22 protein-coding genes and 1 other annotated feature are annotated in these 19,491 nt (G+C 43.5%); of the genes, 21 read left to right on the plus strand and 1 reads right to left on the minus strand.

Annotated features, from left to right (window positions below):
* Positions 1–6 precede the first annotated feature (6 nt).
* The 19 genes from sigG (at position 7) to pyrE (ending at position 16,438) form a co-directional block, all read left to right on the plus strand.
* Positions 7–792 carry an RNA polymerase sporulation sigma factor SigG gene (gene sigG, locus DVB69_RS02430; protein WP_116016206.1) on the plus strand — a complete coding sequence of 262 codons (786 nt, stop codon included), beginning with the start codon at positions 7–9 and terminating at the stop codon, positions 790–792.
* A gap of 78 nt (positions 793–870) precedes the next feature.
* Positions 871–1,116 (plus strand): PRC-barrel domain-containing protein, encoded by a 246-nt coding sequence (locus DVB69_RS02435; RefSeq protein WP_116016208.1) that lies wholly within the window; start codon positions 871–873, stop codon positions 1,114–1,116.
* A gap of 68 nt (positions 1,117–1,184) precedes the next feature.
* The gene (locus DVB69_RS02440; RefSeq protein ID WP_116016210.1) at positions 1,185–1,877 is read left to right on the plus strand and encodes a YggS family pyridoxal phosphate-dependent enzyme; all 693 of its coding nucleotides are present in this window, start codon (positions 1,185–1,187) and stop codon (positions 1,875–1,877) included.
* Positions 1,874–2,350, plus strand: coding sequence for a cell division protein SepF (locus tag DVB69_RS02445; protein ID WP_116016212.1), 477 nt, complete (start codon positions 1,874–1,876; stop codon positions 2,348–2,350). Before DVB69_RS02440 ends, DVB69_RS02445 begins: the two co-directional genes overlap by 4 nt.
* Positions 2,351–2,369: 19 nt before the next feature.
* Positions 2,370–2,654, plus strand: coding sequence for a YggT family protein (locus DVB69_RS02450; RefSeq protein ID WP_116016214.1), 285 nt, complete (start codon positions 2,370–2,372; stop codon positions 2,652–2,654).
* Between the two features lie 74 nt (positions 2,655–2,728).
* Complete coding sequence (locus DVB69_RS02455; protein WP_116016216.1) at positions 2,729–3,505, plus strand: YlmH family RNA-binding protein; 777 nt, start codon at positions 2,729–2,731, stop codon at positions 3,503–3,505.
* Positions 3,506–3,593: 88 nt separating this feature from the next.
* Complete coding sequence (locus DVB69_RS02460; protein WP_116016218.1) at positions 3,594–4,100, plus strand: DivIVA domain-containing protein; 507 nt, start codon at positions 3,594–3,596, stop codon at positions 4,098–4,100.
* Positions 4,101–4,152: 52 nt separating this feature from the next.
* Positions 4,153–4,367: a binding site (T-box leader), on the plus strand.
* Between the two features lie 49 nt (positions 4,368–4,416).
* A complete protein-coding gene (locus DVB69_RS02465) occupies positions 4,417–4,659 on the plus strand; it encodes a hypothetical protein (RefSeq protein WP_147300751.1) in 243 nt (80 codons plus the stop codon).
* Positions 4,649–7,405, plus strand: a complete 2,757-nt coding sequence (ileS, locus tag DVB69_RS02470) for an isoleucine--tRNA ligase (protein WP_116016222.1) — start codon at positions 4,649–4,651, stop codon at positions 7,403–7,405. Before DVB69_RS02465 ends, ileS begins: the two co-directional genes overlap by 11 nt.
* Before the next feature lie 133 nt (positions 7,406–7,538).
* Positions 7,539–8,018, plus strand: coding sequence for a signal peptidase II (gene lspA, locus DVB69_RS02475; protein WP_116016224.1), 480 nt, complete (start codon positions 7,539–7,541; stop codon positions 8,016–8,018).
* Positions 8,018–8,932, plus strand: coding sequence for an RluA family pseudouridine synthase (locus DVB69_RS02480; RefSeq protein WP_116016226.1), 915 nt, complete (start codon positions 8,018–8,020; stop codon positions 8,930–8,932). Before lspA ends, DVB69_RS02480 begins: the two co-directional genes overlap by 1 nt.
* Before the next feature lie 256 nt (positions 8,933–9,188).
* Positions 9,189–9,731 carry a bifunctional pyr operon transcriptional regulator/uracil phosphoribosyltransferase PyrR gene (gene pyrR / locus DVB69_RS02485; protein ID WP_116016228.1) on the plus strand — a complete coding sequence of 181 codons (543 nt, stop codon included), beginning with the start codon at positions 9,189–9,191 and terminating at the stop codon, positions 9,729–9,731.
* Between the two features lie 26 nt (positions 9,732–9,757).
* Positions 9,758–11,071, plus strand: coding sequence for a solute carrier family 23 protein (locus DVB69_RS02490; RefSeq protein WP_116016230.1), 1,314 nt, complete (start codon positions 9,758–9,760; stop codon positions 11,069–11,071).
* Positions 11,072–11,220: 149 nt separating this feature from the next.
* The gene (locus tag DVB69_RS02495) at positions 11,221–12,132 is read left to right on the plus strand and encodes an aspartate carbamoyltransferase catalytic subunit (RefSeq protein WP_116016232.1); all 912 of its coding nucleotides are present in this window, start codon (positions 11,221–11,223) and stop codon (positions 12,130–12,132) included.
* Positions 12,098–13,372, plus strand: a complete 1,275-nt coding sequence (locus DVB69_RS02500; protein ID WP_116016234.1) for a dihydroorotase — start codon at positions 12,098–12,100, stop codon at positions 13,370–13,372. Before DVB69_RS02495 ends, DVB69_RS02500 begins: the two co-directional genes overlap by 35 nt.
* Positions 13,373–13,411: 39 nt before the next feature.
* The gene (locus DVB69_RS02505) at positions 13,412–14,188 is read left to right on the plus strand and encodes a dihydroorotate dehydrogenase electron transfer subunit (RefSeq protein ID WP_116016236.1); all 777 of its coding nucleotides are present in this window, start codon (positions 13,412–13,414) and stop codon (positions 14,186–14,188) included.
* Positions 14,185–15,099: a dihydroorotate dehydrogenase gene (locus DVB69_RS02510; protein WP_116016238.1), complete on the plus strand. Its 915-nt coding sequence runs from the start codon at positions 14,185–14,187 to the stop codon at positions 15,097–15,099. Before DVB69_RS02505 ends, DVB69_RS02510 begins: the two co-directional genes overlap by 4 nt.
* Entirely contained in the window at positions 15,096–15,809 is a 714-nt protein-coding gene (gene pyrF, locus DVB69_RS02515; protein WP_116016240.1) for an orotidine-5'-phosphate decarboxylase, read from the plus strand. The genes DVB69_RS02510 and pyrF overlap by 4 nt, the downstream gene beginning before the upstream one ends.
* Positions 15,806–16,438 carry an orotate phosphoribosyltransferase gene (gene pyrE, locus DVB69_RS02520; RefSeq protein WP_116016242.1) on the plus strand — a complete coding sequence of 211 codons (633 nt, stop codon included), beginning with the start codon at positions 15,806–15,808 and terminating at the stop codon, positions 16,436–16,438. The genes pyrF and pyrE overlap by 4 nt, the downstream gene beginning before the upstream one ends.
* Positions 16,439–16,780: 342 nt before the next feature.
* On the opposite strand, the gene DVB69_RS02525 is transcribed toward pyrE, so the two are convergent.
* Positions 16,781–18,472 carry an Rqc2 family fibronectin-binding protein gene (locus DVB69_RS02525; RefSeq protein WP_116016244.1) on the minus strand — a complete coding sequence of 564 codons (1,692 nt, stop codon included), beginning with the start codon at positions 18,470–18,472 and terminating at the stop codon, positions 16,781–16,783.
* Between the two features lie 136 nt (positions 18,473–18,608).
* Between DVB69_RS02525 and gmk the strand changes: the two genes are divergently transcribed.
* Both gmk and rpoZ read left to right on the plus strand, forming a co-directional pair.
* Positions 18,609–19,226, plus strand: a complete 618-nt coding sequence (gene gmk / locus DVB69_RS02530; protein ID WP_116016246.1) for a guanylate kinase — start codon at positions 18,609–18,611, stop codon at positions 19,224–19,226.
* Between the two features lie 4 nt (positions 19,227–19,230).
* Positions 19,231–19,455 (plus strand): DNA-directed RNA polymerase subunit omega, encoded by a 225-nt coding sequence (gene rpoZ, locus DVB69_RS02535; protein WP_025785112.1) that lies wholly within the window; start codon positions 19,231–19,233, stop codon positions 19,453–19,455.
* Positions 19,456–19,491: the final 36 nt, after the last annotated feature.

Below are 19,491 nucleotides of genomic sequence, written 5' to 3' on the forward strand. Positions count from 1 at the left end.
ATTCAGATGGTACGTACAAGAGTGGAAATTTGCGGTATAGATACATCTACTTTGCCGCTTCTGTCGAGTGAAGTCATGAAGAAAACATTCATCCGCCTACAAAGTGGAGATGAATTAGCTAGAGACGAACTCGTAACTGCGAATTTGCGCCTCGTCCTTAGCCTTGTGCAACGATTTGCCTATCGAGGAGAACAAGCAGATGATTTGTTTCAGGTCGGTTGTGTGGGGCTGCTGAAATCGATTGACAACTTCGATTTAAAGCATAATGTCCGATTTTCAACGTATGCAGTTCCTATGATTGTCGGCGAAATCAAGCGACATTTGAGAGATCATCATTCCGTTCGAGTGTCACGATCCCTCCGCGATATTGCGTATAAAGCAATTCGTGCAAAAGAAGAATTCATCAATCAAAATCAAAAAGAACCAAAGATTTCGGACTTAGCTAAAATGACGGACATCCCGGAAGAGGATATCTTATTTGCACTTGATGCGATACAAGATCCTATGTCTCTTCACGAACCGATGAATGGTGATGGCGGGGACCCTGTGTATATGATGGATCAACTACATGATAAAACTGTATCAGAAGAACGCTGGTCAACTTATGTATCTATGAAGGAAACGATGACAGGACTTGATACTCGACAACAGCTGATTTTGTCGAAACGGTTTTATCTTGGTCAAACACAGACTGAAATTGCTCGGGAGCTCGGTATTTCTCAGGCTCAAATTTCCCGGTTGGAGAAGCAAGCAATTGCTCAAATTAGAGAAGGAATGGAACAAAGTAAATAATCTAGGACGCAATGCGATTTCAGCATTGCGTTTTTTTTGTACGCCTATCTGCATAGAATATGAAAAAGGGGGATTTCTATGCGCTTTTCAGAATTTCAAAAAAAAGAAGTGATTGATATGCAACGCGGGAAATTTCTTGGGTTCATTCAAGATGCGGCGATCGATATTACAAGTGGGAAAATTGATACGTTGCATATTGGAGATACGGAACGATCATTGTTTATGGAAATGCGCATTAAAGACCAAAAGCAGTTTGGTTACGATGAAGTTGTAACGATTGGAAAAGATATCGTACTTATTCAAAAGAAAGAGCCTAAAAAGTGACTTATCGTTGATAACTAGGTGTCTGATTGGTACAATAGAACAAAGTATCGAGAAAAGTAGTGATTAAGATGACACCATTACAGCAGCGGATAAATACAATCGAAGAGTCTATCTCCCAGGCATGTGAACGTGTCGGCAGAGATCGTGATGAAGTTACGGTTATTGCAGTTACAAAGCAAGTGTCTGAAGTTCGTACACAAAATGTATTGGACCAAGGGATCATTCACTTAGGAGAGAACCGACCTGAAGGACTTCTTGCGAAACAACATGCAATTCCTCAAGGAGCTGTTTGGCATTTCATCGGAAATGTGCAAAGTCGTAAAGTAAAAGAAATTATAGAACGCATTGATTATCTCCACTCTTTGGATCGTTTGAGCATAGCAAAGGAAATTCAGAAACGGGCAGTTGAACCGATTGACTGTTTCGTACAAGTTAACGTTTCCGGAGAAGATTCGAAATCAGGATTGTCGCCTACCCAAACGCAAAGTTTTATCGAGTCATTAAGCGGATATGATAAAATACGAGTGATTGGTCTTATGACAATGGCTCCACTCACTGAAGATCAAGATGAAATCCGAAAAGTCTTTAGAGACTTGCGGGAATTGCGAGATGGGCTTGCAGCTAAACACATGCAACACGCACCGTTAACCAAATTGTCCATGGGGATGTCGAATGATTACAGTATTGCAATCGAAGAGGGCGCAACCCATGTGCGAATTGGGACTGCACTCGTCGGTTCGGAGAGCGAGGGAGACGAATGAGTATTAAAGGCAAATTCGAAAAATGGTTTTACCTTGACGAAGAAGAGGCAGCAGCGCAAGAAGCAACGGCAAAGCAGCAAACAGCTCCAACACTGCCGGAGCGGAAGCCTAGTAAACAATCTTCCATGAAAAATGCTCCTCTGCCGAAACAGAATCGTAAGGAACCTCAGACTGGCGGGAACATTGTGAGCTTACAAAGCGTCCAAAAATCATCAAAAGTTATTTTAGTTGAGCCCCGTGTCTATGCTGAAGCTCAAGATATTTCAGAACATCTGACAAATAAGCGAGCGGTTATTGTCAATTTGCAGCGTATCGATCGCGAACAAGGAATCCGAATCGTAGATTTCCTTAGTGGTTCTGTGTATGCGCTGAATGGAGATATACAAAGAATTGGCACAGACATCTTCCTCTGCGTTCCGGAAAACGTAGAAGTGAATGGCTCGATCTCCGACTATTTGAATGAAAGAAACTAAATGAGGTGTACCAACTGTAATGGATTTACTACTGTATCAAATCTATCGAGTAATAGCTTCAGCCCTTTCGATTTACTCCGTGCTCCTCGTCATCTATATTTTAATGTCGTGGGTACCTGCTTCAAGAGAAACCAAACTCGGTAAAATACTTGGGAAGATTACAGAACCATACTTAGGGTTTTTCCGAAACTTCATTCCACCACTAGGAATGATCGACATATCTCCGATTGTAGCGTTATTTGCTTTGCAACTTATTGGTCGAGGCTTAGCGCCCGTGTTTATTTGGCTTTCACGTATGTTTTGAATAAGTAACTAAACTATCTCATAGTTGAACCAATCCTCACGCTGTGGGGATTTTTCTATAAGGAGACGAGTACAATGGATGGCATCTTACAACACTTTAGAAAAGAAGAGCAGCCCTTTATAGAAATGGCCATGGACTGGGCAAGAGAGGTAGAGGACTTATATTCCCCTAAATTGACCGATTATCTGGATCCGCGTCAGCGTTTTATTGTGGAATCCGTCGTTAAAGGAAGTGGCTTACTCGTAGCGGAGGATGGTGGATTTGAAAGTGCTGAGCGGAAGAGAATGCTCATTTATCCGGATTACTACGAACCGACTCGCGATGACTTCCAAAATGTTATCTTCGATGTACGTTACGCTACCAAGTTTCTGACATTAGAGCATCCTACCGTTCTCGGTGCGTTAATGGGACTTGGTTTGGACCGGGCAAAATTCGGCGACATCCGATTAAAAGACGGGGATGTTCAGTTGGCGAGTGTGATGGAGTTAAGTACGTATTTGACTACCAATTTCACCTCAGCTGGTAAAGCAAAGATCCATCTAACGGAATTGCCGGATCGTGAAGAATGGATTACGCTTGAGGAGGTTTGGGTTGAAGAAACTCAAATCATCAGTTCACTTAGACTAGATACAGTCATTGCAGCATTGTTAAATGTTGCTCGGCAGAAGTCCGCAGCAAACATTCATGGAGGCAAAGTAAAAGTGAATTGGCGTGAAGTGGATCAACCATCGTTTGAGTTAAATGAGTCTGATATTCTTTCCATTAGAGGTCATGGGCGGTTTAAAATAATCGCGATTGAAGGTAGGACAAAGAAGGATAAAATTCGTTTGGTTACTGGGAAGTTGGAATGATTTTTATGGACAGACTTTAGAAAAAGTCTGTTTTCTGTTATAGTCAACGATATAACGTATAACGAACATCAAAAGGGGAGAGACTTGCATGGCGCTTACACCAATTGATATACATAATAAAACGTTCGGTAGCAGATGGCGTGGATATGATGAGGATGAGGTAAACGAATTCCTCGAGCAACTCATGAAAGACTATGAAAACATGCTTGAAGAGAACAAGGAACTAACACGAAAATTGAAAGAAAAAGAAGAGCAAGTGGCTCACTTTAATGCAATCGAAGAGACGTTACAAAAATCAATCATGATCGCTCAAGAGGCGGCAGAAGATGTACGCAGAAATTCTACCCAAGAATCCAAGCTCATCATTAAAGAAGCTGAAAAGAACGCGGACCGTATTGTGAATGAGGCGCTGTCTCGTTCACGTGAAATTTCAATTGAGATCGAAGATTTGAAAAAACAGTCCAAAGTATTCCGTAATCGCTTCCGCATGCTGATAGAAGCACAGTTGGATTTAGTGAAGATGGACGATTGGGATACGCTTCTGGACTATGAACAGAATACAAAACAACTGGAAGCAGCAGCTGATCGCGAATAATCGTCACTTGACTTTAGGAGCAGTTCAATTCTATAATATGGTTCATATTGAATGACAGGCGCTGAAAGAGACAGTACTTTCCAAGTAGGCTGTGAATTAGCGAGTTGGGGATAGTGGGAGCCCGACTGCAGGTTGGAAAGGAAGATCACTCTGGAGCCGGATTACAGCAGTAATCCCGGAGCACACCCCGTTACGGTGTTCGAGAGGTAGTCGGTTTTATTTGGCTGCAACTAGGGTGGTATCGCGAGCACAGTCCTCGTCCCTTTTACAGGGACGGGGATTTTTTGATGTTTTATTTTTATTCAAAGAAATCACGTTGTCGACACTGTGGAGTGGAGTGAAAGACGGCGACTCCGGAGGGACTAGCGAAAGCGAAGCGTTAGGAGCAAGTGGTCGGGATGCCTTAATTTCTGCAAATAGCGCAGAAATACGGCAAAGCGAACGCTTCGTGGTTCGCTTGGCTGAAATCGAACCCCTCGGAAAGCGTCCGTCTGTAACGAAACGAAACATCGTCATTAATGAGCTATTATTTCAAAGGAGGAATTGGAATGGATTATAAAGACACATTACTTATGCCGAAGACTGACTTTCCGATGAGAGGCGGTTTACCGACGAAAGAGCCGCAAATGCAAGAACAGTGGGAAAAAGACAGCATGTATGCGAAAGTACAGGAGCGGACAAAAGGGAAACCAACGTTCATCCTACATGACGGCCCTCCATATGCAAACGGCGACCTCCACATGGGCCACGCCCTTAACAAAGTATTGAAAGACATCATCGTTCGTCATAAATCCATGACAGGCTTCCATGCACCATATGTTCCGGGTTGGGACACACACGGCTTACCGATTGAACAAGCGCTTGTGAACAAAGGCGTGAAACGTAAAGAACACAGTATTGCGGAGTTCCGTGAAATGTGTAAAGATTATGCACTCACACAAATCGATAACCAGCGTACACAGTTTAAACGTCTAGGTGTGCGAGGCGATTGGGATAACCCATACATCACACTAAAACCTGAATTTGAATCCCGTCAAATTAAAGTATTTGGGGATATGGCGAAAAAAGGATATATCTATAAAGGCTTAAAACCAGTCTATTGGTCTCCATCATCAGAAACAGCATTGGCAGAAGCGGAAATTGAATACCAAGACAAAAAATCACCTTCCATCTATGTCAGCTTCCCAGTTCGTGATGGTAAGGGTGTGCTAGATGCAGATGTTAATATCCTTATCTGGACAACAACTCCTTGGACGATTCCAGCAAACTTAGGAATTTCCGTACATCCTGACTTTGTTTATACAGTTGTAGAAGCAAACGGTAAAAAATTCTTAGTCGCAAAAGACTTAGCGGAGAGTCTTGCAACTGAACTTGGCTGGGAAAACTACACGACAGCTGGGGAATTCAAAGGTCGCGAACTTGAGCGCATCACAGCGAGCCACCCGATTTATGACCGTGAATCACTTGTAATGCTTGGTGAACACGTAACAGCTGACGCTGGTACTGGTTGTGTCCACACAGCTCCAGGACACGGTGAAGATGACTTCTATGTATCTAAACAATATGGTTTAGGCGTCTTATCTCCCATTAACGACAGAGGTGTGATGACTGAAGAAGCTCCACTGTTTGAAGGGTTATTTTATGAAGATGCAAACAAAGCCGTTACAGAGAAGTTGAAAGAAGTAGGAGCACTTGAAAAGCTTTCGTTCTTCACGCACTCGTATCCGCATGACTGGCGTACGAAAAAGCCGGTTATTTACCGTGCCACTGCACAGTGGTTTGCATCAATCGAATCATTCCGCGAAGAACTTCTTGAAGCTATCCGTAAGACGAACTTCACACCATCTTGGGGTGAAACACGACTTTATAATATGATCCGTGACCGCGGGGACTGGTGTATTTCACGTCAACGTGTATGGGGAGTTCCGATTCCAGTGTTTTATGCTGAAAATGGCGAACCGATTATCACTGATGAAACAATCGACCACATTTCAGTATTATTCCGTGAACACGGTTCAAATATCTGGTTTGAGTGGGACACGAAAGATTTACTGCCGAAAGATTTCTCTCACGAAGGTAGCCCAGATGGTACATTTACAAAAGAAACGGATATTATGGACGTGTGGTTTGACTCCGGTTCAACTCATCAAGGTGTTCTTGAAGAGCGCGATGATCTCTCTTACCCAGCAGACCTTTATCTCGAAGGATCTGACCAATACCGTGGGTGGTTCAACTCATCCTTGACGACAAGTGTAGCGATTAACGGGATCGCGCCATATAAAGGTTTGCTGAGCCATGGATTTGCATTAGATGGAGAAGGGCGCAAGATGAGTAAATCAATTGGTAACGTTATCCTTCCTTCTAAAGTGACGAACCAGTATGGAGCAGATATTTTACGTCTTTGGGTATCTTCAGTAGATTACACTGCTGACGTCCGAGTATCTGATTCAAACTTTAAGCAAGTTTCTGAAGTGTATCGTAAAATCCGTAACACAGTTCGTTTCCTACACGGAAATACGTCTGATTTCACACCAGATGCAGATACGGTTGCGTTTGAAGACTTACGTCCAGTAGACCAGTATGTGTATGTGAAGCTTCAGGACTTGATTCGTGATGTGAGAACGGCTTATGAGCATTACGAATTTGCGAATGTCTATCATGCCATCAATTCTTTCTGTACAGGTACATTAAGCTCGTTCTATCTTGATATCGCCAAAGATGTTGTTTACATCGAAGCTGCTGATCATCCACACCGACGTGCGATGCAAACAGTGATGTATGATGCACTTCTAGCGTTATTGAAGCTAGTTGCTCCAATCTTGCCACATACAGCAGACGAAATGTGGGCTTACTTGGAACACGAAACAGCGGAAAGTATCCAGCTTACAGACATGCCACAAGCTAAAGACCTTGAAGCGTCTGAGCTTCGCGCACAATTTGACCAGCTAATGCTTGTACGTGACGATGTGTTGAAAGCTTTAGAAGAAGCGCGTAATAACAAAGTTATTGGTAAATCTCTAGAAGCACACGTAACTGTAGCTGTACGTGAAGATCTTGCTCCACTATTTGCAACGGAAGAAATTGACTTTGCTCAATTCTTCATCGTTTCGAAATTCAGTGCTGTGCCAGCTTCGGAGATTGCGGAAAAAGCAGTTTCACTTACAACGGGTCAAGTATCTGTTGAAAAAGCAACTGGTGAAAAATGTGAACGTTGCTGGACAATTTCAGAGACAGTCGGCTCAAACGCGGATTATCCTGAGTTGTGTGAGCGTTGCGCAGACGTTGTTTCACATCATTATGCTTAATAACTAAACAGGCGCTGCAATCCGTCTATACGGGTCTTGCAGCGCCTTTTTTCATTGACACCTGTTAGACTTGCGCGTGATGGGTTAGGGTATGATAAACTAAACAAGATACTGCAGGACGGAGGGAATTGGGTTGTTCATTTATTATGGTATTGCAGCACTTGTTATTTTGGTCGATCAGCTGACAAAATGGTTGGTCGCTACTAATATGGAAATCGGAGAACGAATTCCTTTAATCGAACCGTATCTAGGCTTGCTGTCACACCGGAATCGCGGTGCGGCATGGGGCATGTTGGAAGGTCAAATGTGGTTATTTGCAATTGTAACGATTGTCGTTGTAGGCGGAATTGTTTACTACTTTCAAAAAGAAGGAAAGAACCAACCGATATTTGCATGGAGTTTAATGTTATTGCTTGGAGGCGCTGTAGGTAACTTTATAGACCGTATAGTAAGAGGCGAAGTGGTCGACTTTGTTCACGTCCTAATCCCGGTCATCAACTACGATTTCCCGATATTTAACGTAGCAGATGCATCCTTGACAATTGGTGTTATACTCGTGATCCTTCATTTGATTTTAGAAGAAAAAAAGAACAAGAAAGATAAGGTGGCATAATGGAACAGTTTCAATACGTAATTGAAGAACAGACAGCAGGTGAGCGGATTGACAAAGCGCTTGCATCTGCAAATGCAGACTGGTCCCGATCTCTTATTCAGCAATGGGTAAAAGACGGAATTGTCTTAGTGAATGGTGTTACCGTTAAAGCGAATTATAAGGTGAAAGTTGGAGAAACACTTACAGTCGATGAACCAGAACCTGAAGAACTTAATATGCCAGCTGAAGATTTAAATCTTGAAATTGTCTATGAAGACAGTGATGTGCTGGTTGTCAACAAACGCAGTGGGATGGTGGTTCATCCAGCCCCTGGACATACGACTGGTACGCTTGTGAATGGGCTTATGTTTCATTGTACCGATTTGTCAGGGATCAATGGCATCATGAGACCAGGGATTGTACACCGTATTGATAAAGATACGTCAGGATTACTTATGGTCGCTAAAAATGATAAGGCACACACGTCTCTCGTAAATCAGCTTGTGGAGAAATCCGTAACGCGTGTCTATACTGCACTCGTTCACGGCCATATTCCACATGATAACGGCACGATTGATGCACCTATTGGAAGAAACCAAAAAGATCGCCAAAGCATGTCCGTTGAAAACACAGGCAAGCATGCGGTTACGCACTTCAAAGTGTTGGAGCGATTTGGGGACTTTACACTCGTTGAGTGTCGATTGGAAACAGGAAGAACTCATCAAATTCGAGTTCATATGAAATATATTGGTCATCCGCTTGCGGGAGATCCTAAATATGGCCCGAAAAAAACAATCGATTTTGATGGACAAGTTCTTCACGCTGGAACACTAGGATTCGTTCATCCAGTGACTGAAGAATATATGGAGTTCAAAGCACCACTGCCCGAAGACTTCGAAAAGTTGCTGAGTGAAATGCAATCTCAAAAAGGTTGACGTAAAGAAATTCAACCTGTATGCTTGTTATAGAGACTTCATAGCGAACCTTTAACGCCAATCCAGAGAGGTTGGGAAGGATGCACGTTATTCAGAGTCACGCTTGCGAGCGCTGACGACTGAATTCTATTTACGCACGTAAACCTTCCTGTCCGAAAGACGACCGGAAGGTTTTTTGTGTGTAAAAACCAACGTTAAGGGACAGCAGAATCTAGGAAATGTCGTAATTATTCTTTATTTAAGGGAGTCGATTGAAATGGCAGAAAAAGCGAATATCTTGGATGAAAGTGCTATCAACCGCGCACTCACCCGAATTGCACATGAAATCATTGAACGCAACAAAGGGATCGATCACTGTATCCTTGTAGGCATCAAAACTAGAGGTGCGTATCTTGCAAATCGACTTGCTGAAAAAATTGAACAAATTGAAGGCAAGCCAATTCGTATCGGTGAACTGGATATCTCCCTTTACCGGGACGACCTTGGATTGAAATACGAAAACAAAGAACCACTCGTCAAACAAGTAGACATTAACTACAGTCTATCCGATGAAAAAGTAGTCCTAATCGATGACGTTCTTTACACGGGCCGCACAGTCCGTGCAGCAATGGATGCGGTCATGGACTTAGGGCGTCCGTCTTCCATACAACTAGGTGTCCTCGTAGATCGCGGACATCGTGAACTGCCGATACGACCAGATTTCGTTGGGAAGAACATCCCGACTTCGAGTGATGAAAAAGTTGTCGTGAATTTAGTTGAATCAGATGGGGAAGATAACGTTACGATCCACTCAAGATAATTGAACCTGCTTGGAGGCCATGAGAAATGTCAGAAAAAGTATTGGATATTCATGAAAAACCAGCAAGTGGAAAATGGATTGCCTTAAGTCTCCAGCACATGTTTGCCATGTTCGGTGCAACAATTCTAGTTCCGCAACTCGTTGGGCTTAGCCCGGCAATTGCTTTACTTACAAGTGGTATCGCTACACTCGTCTTTGTAGTCATCACTCAAGGTAAAGTTCCAGCTTACCTTGGCTCATCCTTCGCTTTCATTGTCCCGATAACGGTCGCTACTAAAACTGGCGGAATCGGAAGTGCAATGATCGGAAGTATGTTCGTTGCTCTAGTCTACGCGATTGTGTCACTCGTCATTTGGAAGACCGGACATAATTGGATCATGAATATTTTACCGCCAGTTGTAGTGGGACCGGTTATCATGGTCATCGGTCTTGCAGTTGCGCCAACTGCAGTTGGTATGGCGAGCCGTATAGATATTGACGGTGTGTCAACTTACAGTCTCCTTCATTTCTCAGCAGCCATCGTCACACTAGCGGCAGCAATCATTTGTCTCATGTTTTTCCGAGGTGTCATCAGCTTGATGCCGGTTTTGATTGGAATTATCGTAGGCTATCTTTACTCAGCAGCAATTGGAATTTTGAACTTCCAGCCAGTACTTGAGGCGAAGTGGTTTGCAGTTCCAGAATTCCTGATACCTGGAATCGATTACGATTTTGTTGTAACACCAACCTTGTTGTTCGTCATGGTTCCAATTGCGATTGTAACGATTTCAGAGCATATCGGTCACCAACTCGTGCTTGGTAAAGTTGTAGAACGAGATTTCATCCGCGATCCAGGTTTAAATCGTTCACTCTTAGGTGATGGAATTGGAACACTGATCAGTGGATTGCTGGGAGGACCCCCAAAAACGACTTACGGTGAAAACATCGGAGTTATGGCAATTACACGAGTATATAGTGTCTATGTCATCGTTGGGGCTGCAGTGTTCGCGATTCTATTCTCCTTCATAGGTAAAGTCATGGCACTGATTTCAACCATACCGACAGCTGTGCTTGGTGGAATTTCCATCCTGCTATTCGGGATTATCGCTTCATCGGGATTGCGCATGCTGGTGGATCACCAAGTAGACTTTGATAAGCAACGGAATCTAGTCATCACATCTGTCATACTCGTCATTGGAATCGGTGGTGCGTCCATCAACTTTAGCGACACTTTCCACATTGAAGGAATGGCGTTAGCTGCAATCGTTGGTGTGGTACTAAACTTAGTGCTCCCAGGACGGGAAAAGAATAAGTTGGATGATGTTCAAGAAGAACCACTATTGGTAGATAAAGAAAATTAAATACGTTAGACCTTTTAACATTGTTCAGAGAGACAAGGAAAGGTTTATGTGACAGGGACTGAACTAAGGCCCTGCATACATAAATGGCCTTCCTATATGCTGGGAAGGCTTTTTTTAAACCTTCCCCTATCTAAGAGGAGGACGAAGAAATGGATAACTTACTTACGATGAAACAATTTAGCGAAGAGAATATTATGGAAATCTTGAATTATGCGGAGTACTTGAAGCGTCATGGGATTCGGGAATTGCCCGGGAAATATTTAGTAAGTAACTTGTTTTTTGAGCCAAGTACACGCACAAAGCTAAGCTTCGAAATCGCTGAACGGAAATTAGGGTTAGAAATTATCCAATTTGATCCAGGTCATTCGAGCACGACTAAAGGGGAAACGCTTTTCGATACAGTTAAAACATTGGAATCACTAGGTGTGAACGCAGTTGTCATCCGTCATCCTGAAAAAGAATATTACAAACAACTTGAGGGCATTAAGATTCCAGTATTCAATGGTGGGGATGGTACAGGACAACACCCAAGTCAATCTTTGCTGGATCTGTTTACAATAAAAGAAGAGTTCGGCTACTTCCTAGGACTTAACGTAGTCATCGCTGGAGATTTGTCACACAGTCGAGTGGCTGCATCGAACGCAGAAGCGTTACAAAAACTAGGTGCAAATGTGCAGTTTGTCTGTCCAAATGAATGGTCTGGGGATTATGAGACTGTTCCAGGGTGGGAAAATGTAATTGAACAAGCAGACGTTGTTATGCTACTTCGAGTACAACATGAACGGCATGATGAAAAGATGAGTTTCACGAAAGAAGCATATCACGAGCAATATGGATTGACTACAGAACGTGCAGCAATGATGAAGGAAAGCGCGATTATCATGCATCCAGCACCAATCAACTGGGGGGTCGAAATTGCAGAGTCCCTGACAACTCATCCAAAGCTTAGAGTTTATGAAGCTGTAGAAAATGGTGTTTATATCCGTGCCGCTGCTATGGAAATGATCTTACGAGGAGGAAATGTACATGCACAAGCTGCTCCGAAATATTTGGCTATATGATGAAAGTTCACAAAACTTAAAGGATGTACGAATTCAAGGTGGAAAAGTTGTGGAAATCGGACACAACTTAGATGTAAAAGGTGCTGAAGTGATTGAAGGCAACGGTTCATGCCTAGCTCCAGGATTTGTCGATGTCCACGTTCACTTACGCGAGCCAGGTGGCGAGCATAAAGAAACGATTGAAAGTGGTACGAAAGCTGCTGCAAAGGGCGGTTACACAACAATCTGTGCGATGCCCAATACCCGACCTGTTCCAGATACCATCAAAAATATTGAATATGTCAATGAATTGATAGAAAAAAATGCAGTCATTCGGGTTTTGCCTTATGCATCGATAACGATCCGGGAAGCTGGAAAAGAGCGTACGAATTTAGCCGAGCTAAAAGAACATGGCGCGTTTGCGTTTACGGATGACGGAGTTGGAATCCAAGAAGCAGGAATGATGCTTGAGACGATGCAAGACGCTGCGAAATTGAATATGGCGGTCGTTGCTCACTGTGAAGATAACACGCTCATTTATGGTGGTGCCATGCACGAAGGAATCCGGAATAAGGAACTAGGACTTCCAGGAATTCCGTCCGTTGCAGAATCCGTTCATATTGCCCGCGATATTTTACTTGCTGAAGCAGCAGGTGCACACTATCACGTTTGTCACGTCAGTACGAAAGAGTCCGTTCGCGTCATCAGAGATGCAAAACGTGCAGGTGTTCATGTAACAGCCGAAGTGACACCCCATCATTTATTGCTCAATGAACATGATATTCCTGAAGATGATGCAGTTTGGAAGATGAACCCACCATTAAGAGGAAACGAAGATTTGGCAGCGCTACGCGAAGGGTTGCTTGACGGGACACTAGATTTCATCGCAACGGATCATGCACCTCATAGTGCTGAAGAAAAGGCTGCAGGATTCAAAACTGCACCGTTTGGAATTACAGGATTTGAAACAGCATTCCCATTACTCTATACGCATTTTGTGAAAAATGGAGACTGGACATTAAAGCAACTGATAGACTGGTTTACGAAGAAACCATGCGATGTATTTAACCTTCCATACGGTTCGATTGAAGAAGGGGCTATCGCTGACCTTGTATTGTTAGATTTGAAGACTGAGCAAGTAATTGACCCAACTACGTTTTTATCAAAAGGAAAAAACACGCCGTTTACAGGAGTAACATGTACGGGTTGGCCGGTACTGACACTGTACGGTGGTGAAACGGTCTTTTTAGAGCAAAAGTGATGACCGGGATGATCCAGTGAAATAGAGGAGGGTTCTTGTATGATTGTGCAGAACAGAATGGCAATATGCTCAACACGCCAAATCGCAGATAATATTATCGAAATGGTGCTTACAGGGAATCTTGTGAATGAAATTGTTTCACCAGGGCAATTCGTTCATATCCGAGTGACAGATACATTTGAACCGTTGCTTAGAAGACCGATTTCAATTGCATCATTTGATAAGGAAAAAGAACAAATGACACTCATTTTCCGCGCTGAAGGCAGGGGAACCCAGTTACTTGCTGCAAAACAAATTGGTGCTGAAGTGGATGCGCTTGGACCGCTTGGAAATGGCTTTTCTGCTGCTAATTCAGTAGCGGGTGAAACAGCTCTTTTGATCGGAGGCGGAATTGGAGTTCCTCCTTTATATCAGCTATCGAAAGAACTGACAGCCAAAGGAGTGCACTGTGTACATATTCTTGGATTTCAATCGGCTACTGCTGTATTTTATGAAGAAGAGTTTACAGCGCTTGGGGAGACAAGAATCGTTACAGCAGATGGCAGTGCTGGGGAACGAGGATTTGTAACAGATTCGCTAGCCCGAAATCCTGTCGATTTCAAAACGTATTATACATGTGGTCCAACTCCAATGCTTCACGCAGTGCAGCAAGCGTTTCATGATAAACAAGGATTCTTATCATTTGAACAGCGCATGGGATGCGGAATCGGAGCGTGTTTTGCATGTGTCTGTGAAACACAAAATGGACAAGACCTGCCTTACGTGAAAGTTTGCTCGGATGGTCCTGTATTTCCGGCGGGGGTGGTTGCACTATGAATCGATTAGCTGTTGAATTACCAGGTTTATCGCTAAAAAATCCAATCATGCCTGCTTCAGGGTGTTTTGGATTTGGAAAAGAGTATGGCAATTTGTATGATTTGTCTCAACTTGGGGCAATTATGATTAAAGCGACAACACTTGAAACGCGATTCGGCAATCCAACTCCGCGTGTCGCAGAGACGGCTGCAGGTATGTTGAATGCAATAGGACTGCAAAATCCAGGATTAGAACGGGTGCTGGCAGAAGAGTTAACGCGTCTTGCTAATCATGACGTTCCGATTATCGCGAACGTGGCAGGTTCTGAAACGGAAGATTATGTACAAGTTGCTGAGGCAATTTCAAAAGCACCGAATGTCAAAGCGTTAGAATTGAACATTTCTTGTCCGAACGTCAAGTGTGGCGGTATTGCTTTTGGTACGGACCCTAAACTTGCTGCAGAGCTGACATCAGCTGTGAAGCAAGTATCAAGTGTTCCGGTTTATGTGAAACTATCCCCAAATGTATCGGATATTACAGTGATTGCGAAAGCTGTGGAAGCAGCTGGAGCAGACGGAATTACGATGATCAATACACTCGTTGGCATGCGCCTTGACCGGAAAACAGGGAAGCCGGTCATCGCCAATGGAACTGGTGGGCTTTCAGGCCCAGCAGTCAAACCAGTTGCAATCCGGATGGTGTATGAAGTGAGTAAAGCGGTCAATATTCCAATCATCGGAATGGGCGGAGTGACGGATGCAGGTGATGTGATCGACTTTTTATCAGCAGGAGCAAGTGCGGTAGCGGTCGGCACAGCGAATTTTGTCAATCCCTTCGTATGTCCTGAGATCATTCATGCTCTGCCAGCCTTATTAGATGAACTAGGGCTAGAAAACATTACAGATTTAATCGGAAGGAGTCATGCGGTATGAACACATCCCCAATCATTGCATTGGATTTCGAACATCAAGAAGCCGCATTAGCCTTTTTAAAACCTTTTGACAGCGGTACGTTTGTCAAAGTAGGGATGCAACTTTTTTACAAAGAAGGACCAGCAATTGTTTATCGTCTAAAAGAACAGGGATTTGACGTGTTCCTGGATTTGAAATTACATGATATCCCGAATACCGTGAAGTCTGCGATGACGTCACTCGCCTCAGTCGGAGCTGATTTAGTGAATGTACACGCAGCAGGTGGCTCTTTCATGATGGATGCGGCACTTGAAGGCTTGGATATTGGTACTGCAGCGGGGGGAACTCGGCCATCCATTATTGCGGTCACACAGTTGACTTCAACAACGGAAGAACAGATGCAGCGAGAGCAGCTTATTCAGACTTCATTGAACGATTCAGTCTTGCATTATGCAAAACTTGCCCAAACTTCAAAGTTGGACGGCGTGGTATGTTCCGTTTTAGAAGCTGGTTCTATAGCAGAAGTATGTGGTAAAGAGTTTTTGAAAGTGACGCCAGGCATCCGATTAACAAATGACGCAGCACATGATCAAAAACGAATTGCGACACCTGCAGAAGCTAAAAAGATGGGATCGACACATATTGTAGTGGGTCGTTCGATTACAGGGGCTGCAGATCCGTTAGCAGCTTATCATGAAATTGCAAGACAGTGGAAAGGATTGAGTAAATGATGACTAAACAAGAAATCGCAAAAATTTTATTGCACGTAGGTGCTGTAACTCTTAGTCCAGATGAGCCCTTCACATGGGCATCAGGTATTCAATCGCCCATCTATTGTGACAACCGCCTCATCATGTCGGATCCAGGCGGCAGAAGAAGGATTGCTGAAGGAATGGCGGCGTCCATCAAATCAAATTATCCAAATACAACGGTTATCGCGGGTACTGCTACAGCGGGAATTCCACACGCAGCATGGATTGCAGATATTTTAGGATTACCGATGGTATATGTTCGTTCGAAAGCAAAAGGACATGGACGCAGCAAGCAGATCGAAGGGAAAGTGAAGCCGGAAGACCGGGCTGTCATCGTAGAAGATTTAATTTCTACTGGCGGAAGCAGCTTGACTGCTGCGGATGCATTAACAGAAGCTGGTGTTCAAGTAGAAGGCGTTGTCTCCATCTTTACATACGGATTGGAAAGTGCAGACTTAGCTTTTGAAAAGGCGGGTTTATCCTACACAAGCCTGACAGATTTCAATGCCCTCGCTGAAGTCGCAACTCGTTCCGGAGCAATCCGAGAAGAATCCGTTGCCCCTCTCCTTGACTGGCACCAAAAATTAAAATCAGGCACATTGAAATAACTGACGGAAGCTGGCGTTTTACGCTAAGCTTCTTTTTTTGCGTAATTTCTTAATCGACAGCATTCGATATGTGTCGTTCGGTTGGAATACAGTAATTTTTATGGAGTTTTATGGGGACGCGGGAGGGGTTTTGTCGTTTATGATCACTTTTTGGAGTTTATGAGCGAGATATGCGGTTTATGATCACTTTTCCAAGTTTATGATCACAATTTGTGTTTTATGAGCGTTTTCGATGAGTTATGATCATATTTTTAAGTTTATGAGCGAATTCAACAAATTATGAGCACGCAGCGAAACTACATAAGAAAAACCAGCAAGGCAGGGAAGCCATGCTGGTTTTTCTTATGCTTTCAATTGTCGTACGATATCTTCATCTGGCGTTACGAAAATCGTCTTTTGTTCAAAGTAGATGACAAACCCAGGTTTTGAACCATTAGGCTTTTTCACGTGACGAACTTCTGTGAAATCAACTGGAACAGAAGCAGATCCACGCGCTTTACTGAAGTAGGCAGCGAGAGTAGCTGCTTCTTGAATCGTCTCTTCATTTGGCTCTTCGTCATGAATCACAACGTGTGATCCAGGAATGTCTTTTGTATGTAACCAAATGTGATTCCGTGCAGCAAGCTTTGATGTTAACCAATCATTTTGGCGATTATTTTTTCCTACTGAGATTTTAACACCGGCTGTTGACTGATAGGATTCGGGCATGGGCTTTTTCGGCTTCACTTTTTTCTTGCTTTTTCGAGCTTTCATGAGACCAAGTTCTGCAAGTTCGTCCCGAATTTCATCGATATCATCAGTTGAGGCTTGCATGACTTGCTGTTTCACCATTTCAAAATACTCGATGTCTTCGTGTGCTTTTTTCAATTGACTTGCCAGTTGTATTAATGCATTCTTGGCTTTTGTATACTTGGAGAAATAGCGCTGGGCATTGTCAATCACGGATTTCCGTGGGTCCAGCTGAATGGTGACAGTTGTGCCTTGTTCATAATAGTTATCCACAACTGCTTCTTTCTGCCCTTTTTCTATCGCATAACTGTTCGCGGTGAGAAGTTCCCCATATAGCTGGAACGTATCAAGACGTCCTGCATCATTGCGTTCCTTTTCTAGCTTTTGGACTTTCAACTTCAATTTCGCAATTTCGTTATCTAGCCAGCGCTCCAGATCGGCGGCTTGCGCTTTCACTCGTTCCCTGACTGCACGAGCAAAGTAGACTTTGTCTAGCAATTCCCCAAGGGTCGGATAAACAATTTCGGTTTCTTGTGTGAAAGTGAGTTCCGCTGCAGAAAATAATAGCTTTCCGTCTTTTTCTACAGTATTTGGATGGAAATGTCCCTCTGAAAATATCTGGACAAATGATTGATAGATCTGGAATTCAGATTGATCAGCTGAATTGGTTAATCGATACAACAGTTCCTCCGCATGCACCGGTGAAAGTCCTGATAGCACTTGAACAATGGCTTTAGGAGTATCAAAGGTTGGCAGTAATTGTTCAAATTCTTCTTGAGTGAGTGTAAATGGATTCCGCTTATCTTGCGGTGGAGCCGGAATGTACGGTTGGCCAGGCATGATTGTCCGGTAGCTGTTAACGCTTGGTGGCAAGTGCTTCATACTATCGATAATCATATCCCGTTCCGGATCAATCAGTAAAAAGTTACTGTGGCGACCCATGATTTCAAATATGATTGCGCGTTCCATATCATCGCCAATTTCGTTTTTTGAACGGATCGTAAACTTCAAGATTCGGTCGGTTCCCATTTGTTCCACTGCTGTGATGGTTCCACCTTCCAAGTGTTTACGTAGTGTCATGCAAAACATTGGAGGTTCCTTGGGGTTTTGTATCGTTTCTTCTGTAAATTGTACACGTGCATAGGAAGGGTGCACCGAAAAAAGTAATTTTCGGTTTTGACCGCCTGCGCGGATAATGAATATGGTTTCTTGTGCGTTTGGTTGGTGAATCTTTGAGATTCTTCCATTTTGAATACTTTGAAGTTCGCGTTTCATTGCGGTTGTGAACAAGCCGTCAAATGCCATATGAATTCCTCTTTCTTTTCGTTTCCTCCATTTTAGCACTACGCGCCAAACATATGGTATAATACGAATACAAACTTCGGATCGAACTGGATTAGGGCTGATTTGAATGGAGAGACTACATTAGATGAGGGATTGCATGTTTAAACAACGAGGACTTTTGATTGTTCTTTCCGGCCCATCGGGAGTCGGAAAAGGAACTGTTCGGAAAGAGCTCTTTGCCTCTCCGGACACCAATTATGAATATTCGATTTCGATGACGACGCGTCAGCCAAGAGAAGGCGAAGTGGATGGAGTCGATTATTTTTTCCGCCCACGGGAAGTGTTTGAGGCACTGATTGAGGAAGGAAAACTTCTTGAGCATGCGGAGTATGTCGGGAATTATTATGGGACACCGCTTGATTATGTCAACGAAACACTCGATTCTGGAAGAGATGTCTTCTTAGAAATCGAAGTAGTCGGGGCTGCACAAGTGAGGGAGAAAATGCCGGACGGGCTATTCATTTTCTTAGCGCCTCCAAGTCTTTCGCATTTAGAGCAACGGCTTGTAGGGCGAGGGACAGAAGTTCTGGAAGTCATCGCATCACGCGTAGCAAAAGCGCGTGACGAGTTAGAGATGATGGACTTGTATGATTATGTCGTAGAAAATGATGAAGTGACGAAAGCCTGTGATCGCGTCAATGCAATTGTTACAGCTGAGCACTGCAGAAGAGAACGTGTTGAAGAACGCTATTTAGCCATGTTGGAAGGGGAATAAGACAATGTTATATCCATCTGTAGATTCACTAAAAGAGAAGATCGACTCAAAGTACACACTCGTTTCACTTGCTGCAAAGAGAGCGCGGGAGATGCAAGAAAAGAAAGATGAGCAACTCGTTTCCTACACATCTCATAAAAATGTCGGGAAAGCACTTGAAGAAGTAGCAGCGGGCATGCTTCACAAACGCAAGACGGACGCTTCCGTTGTCTATGAGGATGAAATTTAAACGTAATTGAGTTGAATACACATATGGAGGCTCCCT

The sequence above is a fragment of the Sporosarcina sp. BI001-red genome (genome assembly GCF_003384035.1).
GTDB lineage: Bacteria > Bacillota > Bacilli > Bacillales_A > Planococcaceae > Sporosarcina.

Coding starts and splice junctions, on each gene's coding strand:
- sigG (WP_116016206.1), top strand. CDS start 7: ATGGTACGTACAAGAGTGGAAATTTGCGGTATAGATACATCTACTTTG.
- DVB69_RS02435 (WP_116016208.1), top strand. CDS start 871: ATGCGCTTTTCAGAATTTCAAAAAAAAGAAGTGATTGATATGCAACGC.
- DVB69_RS02440 (WP_116016210.1), top strand. CDS start 1,185: ATGACACCATTACAGCAGCGGATAAATACAATCGAAGAGTCTATCTCC.
- DVB69_RS02445 (WP_116016212.1), top strand. CDS start 1,874: ATGAGTATTAAAGGCAAATTCGAAAAATGGTTTTACCTTGACGAAGAA.
- DVB69_RS02450 (WP_116016214.1), top strand. CDS start 2,370: ATGGATTTACTACTGTATCAAATCTATCGAGTAATAGCTTCAGCCCTT.
- DVB69_RS02455 (WP_116016216.1), top strand. CDS start 2,729: ATGGATGGCATCTTACAACACTTTAGAAAAGAAGAGCAGCCCTTTATA.
- DVB69_RS02460 (WP_116016218.1), top strand. CDS start 3,594: ATGGCGCTTACACCAATTGATATACATAATAAAACGTTCGGTAGCAGA.
- ileS (WP_116016222.1), top strand. CDS start 4,649: ATGGATTATAAAGACACATTACTTATGCCGAAGACTGACTTTCCGATG.
- DVB69_RS02480 (WP_116016226.1), top strand. CDS start 8,018: ATGGAACAGTTTCAATACGTAATTGAAGAACAGACAGCAGGTGAGCGG.
- pyrR (WP_116016228.1), top strand. CDS start 9,189: ATGGCAGAAAAAGCGAATATCTTGGATGAAAGTGCTATCAACCGCGCA.
- DVB69_RS02490 (WP_116016230.1), top strand. CDS start 9,758: ATGTCAGAAAAAGTATTGGATATTCATGAAAAACCAGCAAGTGGAAAA.
- DVB69_RS02495 (WP_116016232.1), top strand. CDS start 11,221: ATGGATAACTTACTTACGATGAAACAATTTAGCGAAGAGAATATTATG.
- DVB69_RS02500 (WP_116016234.1), top strand. CDS start 12,098: ATGCACAAGCTGCTCCGAAATATTTGGCTATATGATGAAAGTTCACAA.
- DVB69_RS02505 (WP_116016236.1), top strand. CDS start 13,412: ATGATTGTGCAGAACAGAATGGCAATATGCTCAACACGCCAAATCGCA.
- DVB69_RS02510 (WP_116016238.1), top strand. CDS start 14,185: ATGAATCGATTAGCTGTTGAATTACCAGGTTTATCGCTAAAAAATCCA.
- pyrF (WP_116016240.1), top strand. CDS start 15,096: ATGAACACATCCCCAATCATTGCATTGGATTTCGAACATCAAGAAGCC.
- pyrE (WP_116016242.1), top strand. CDS start 15,806: ATGATGACTAAACAAGAAATCGCAAAAATTTTATTGCACGTAGGTGCT.
- DVB69_RS02525 (WP_116016244.1), bottom strand. CDS start 18,472: ATGGCATTTGACGGCTTGTTCACAACCGCAATGAAACGCGAACTTCAA.
- gmk (WP_116016246.1), top strand. CDS start 18,609: ATGTTTAAACAACGAGGACTTTTGATTGTTCTTTCCGGCCCATCGGGA.
- rpoZ (WP_025785112.1), top strand. CDS start 19,231: ATGTTATATCCATCTGTAGATTCACTAAAAGAGAAGATCGACTCAAAG.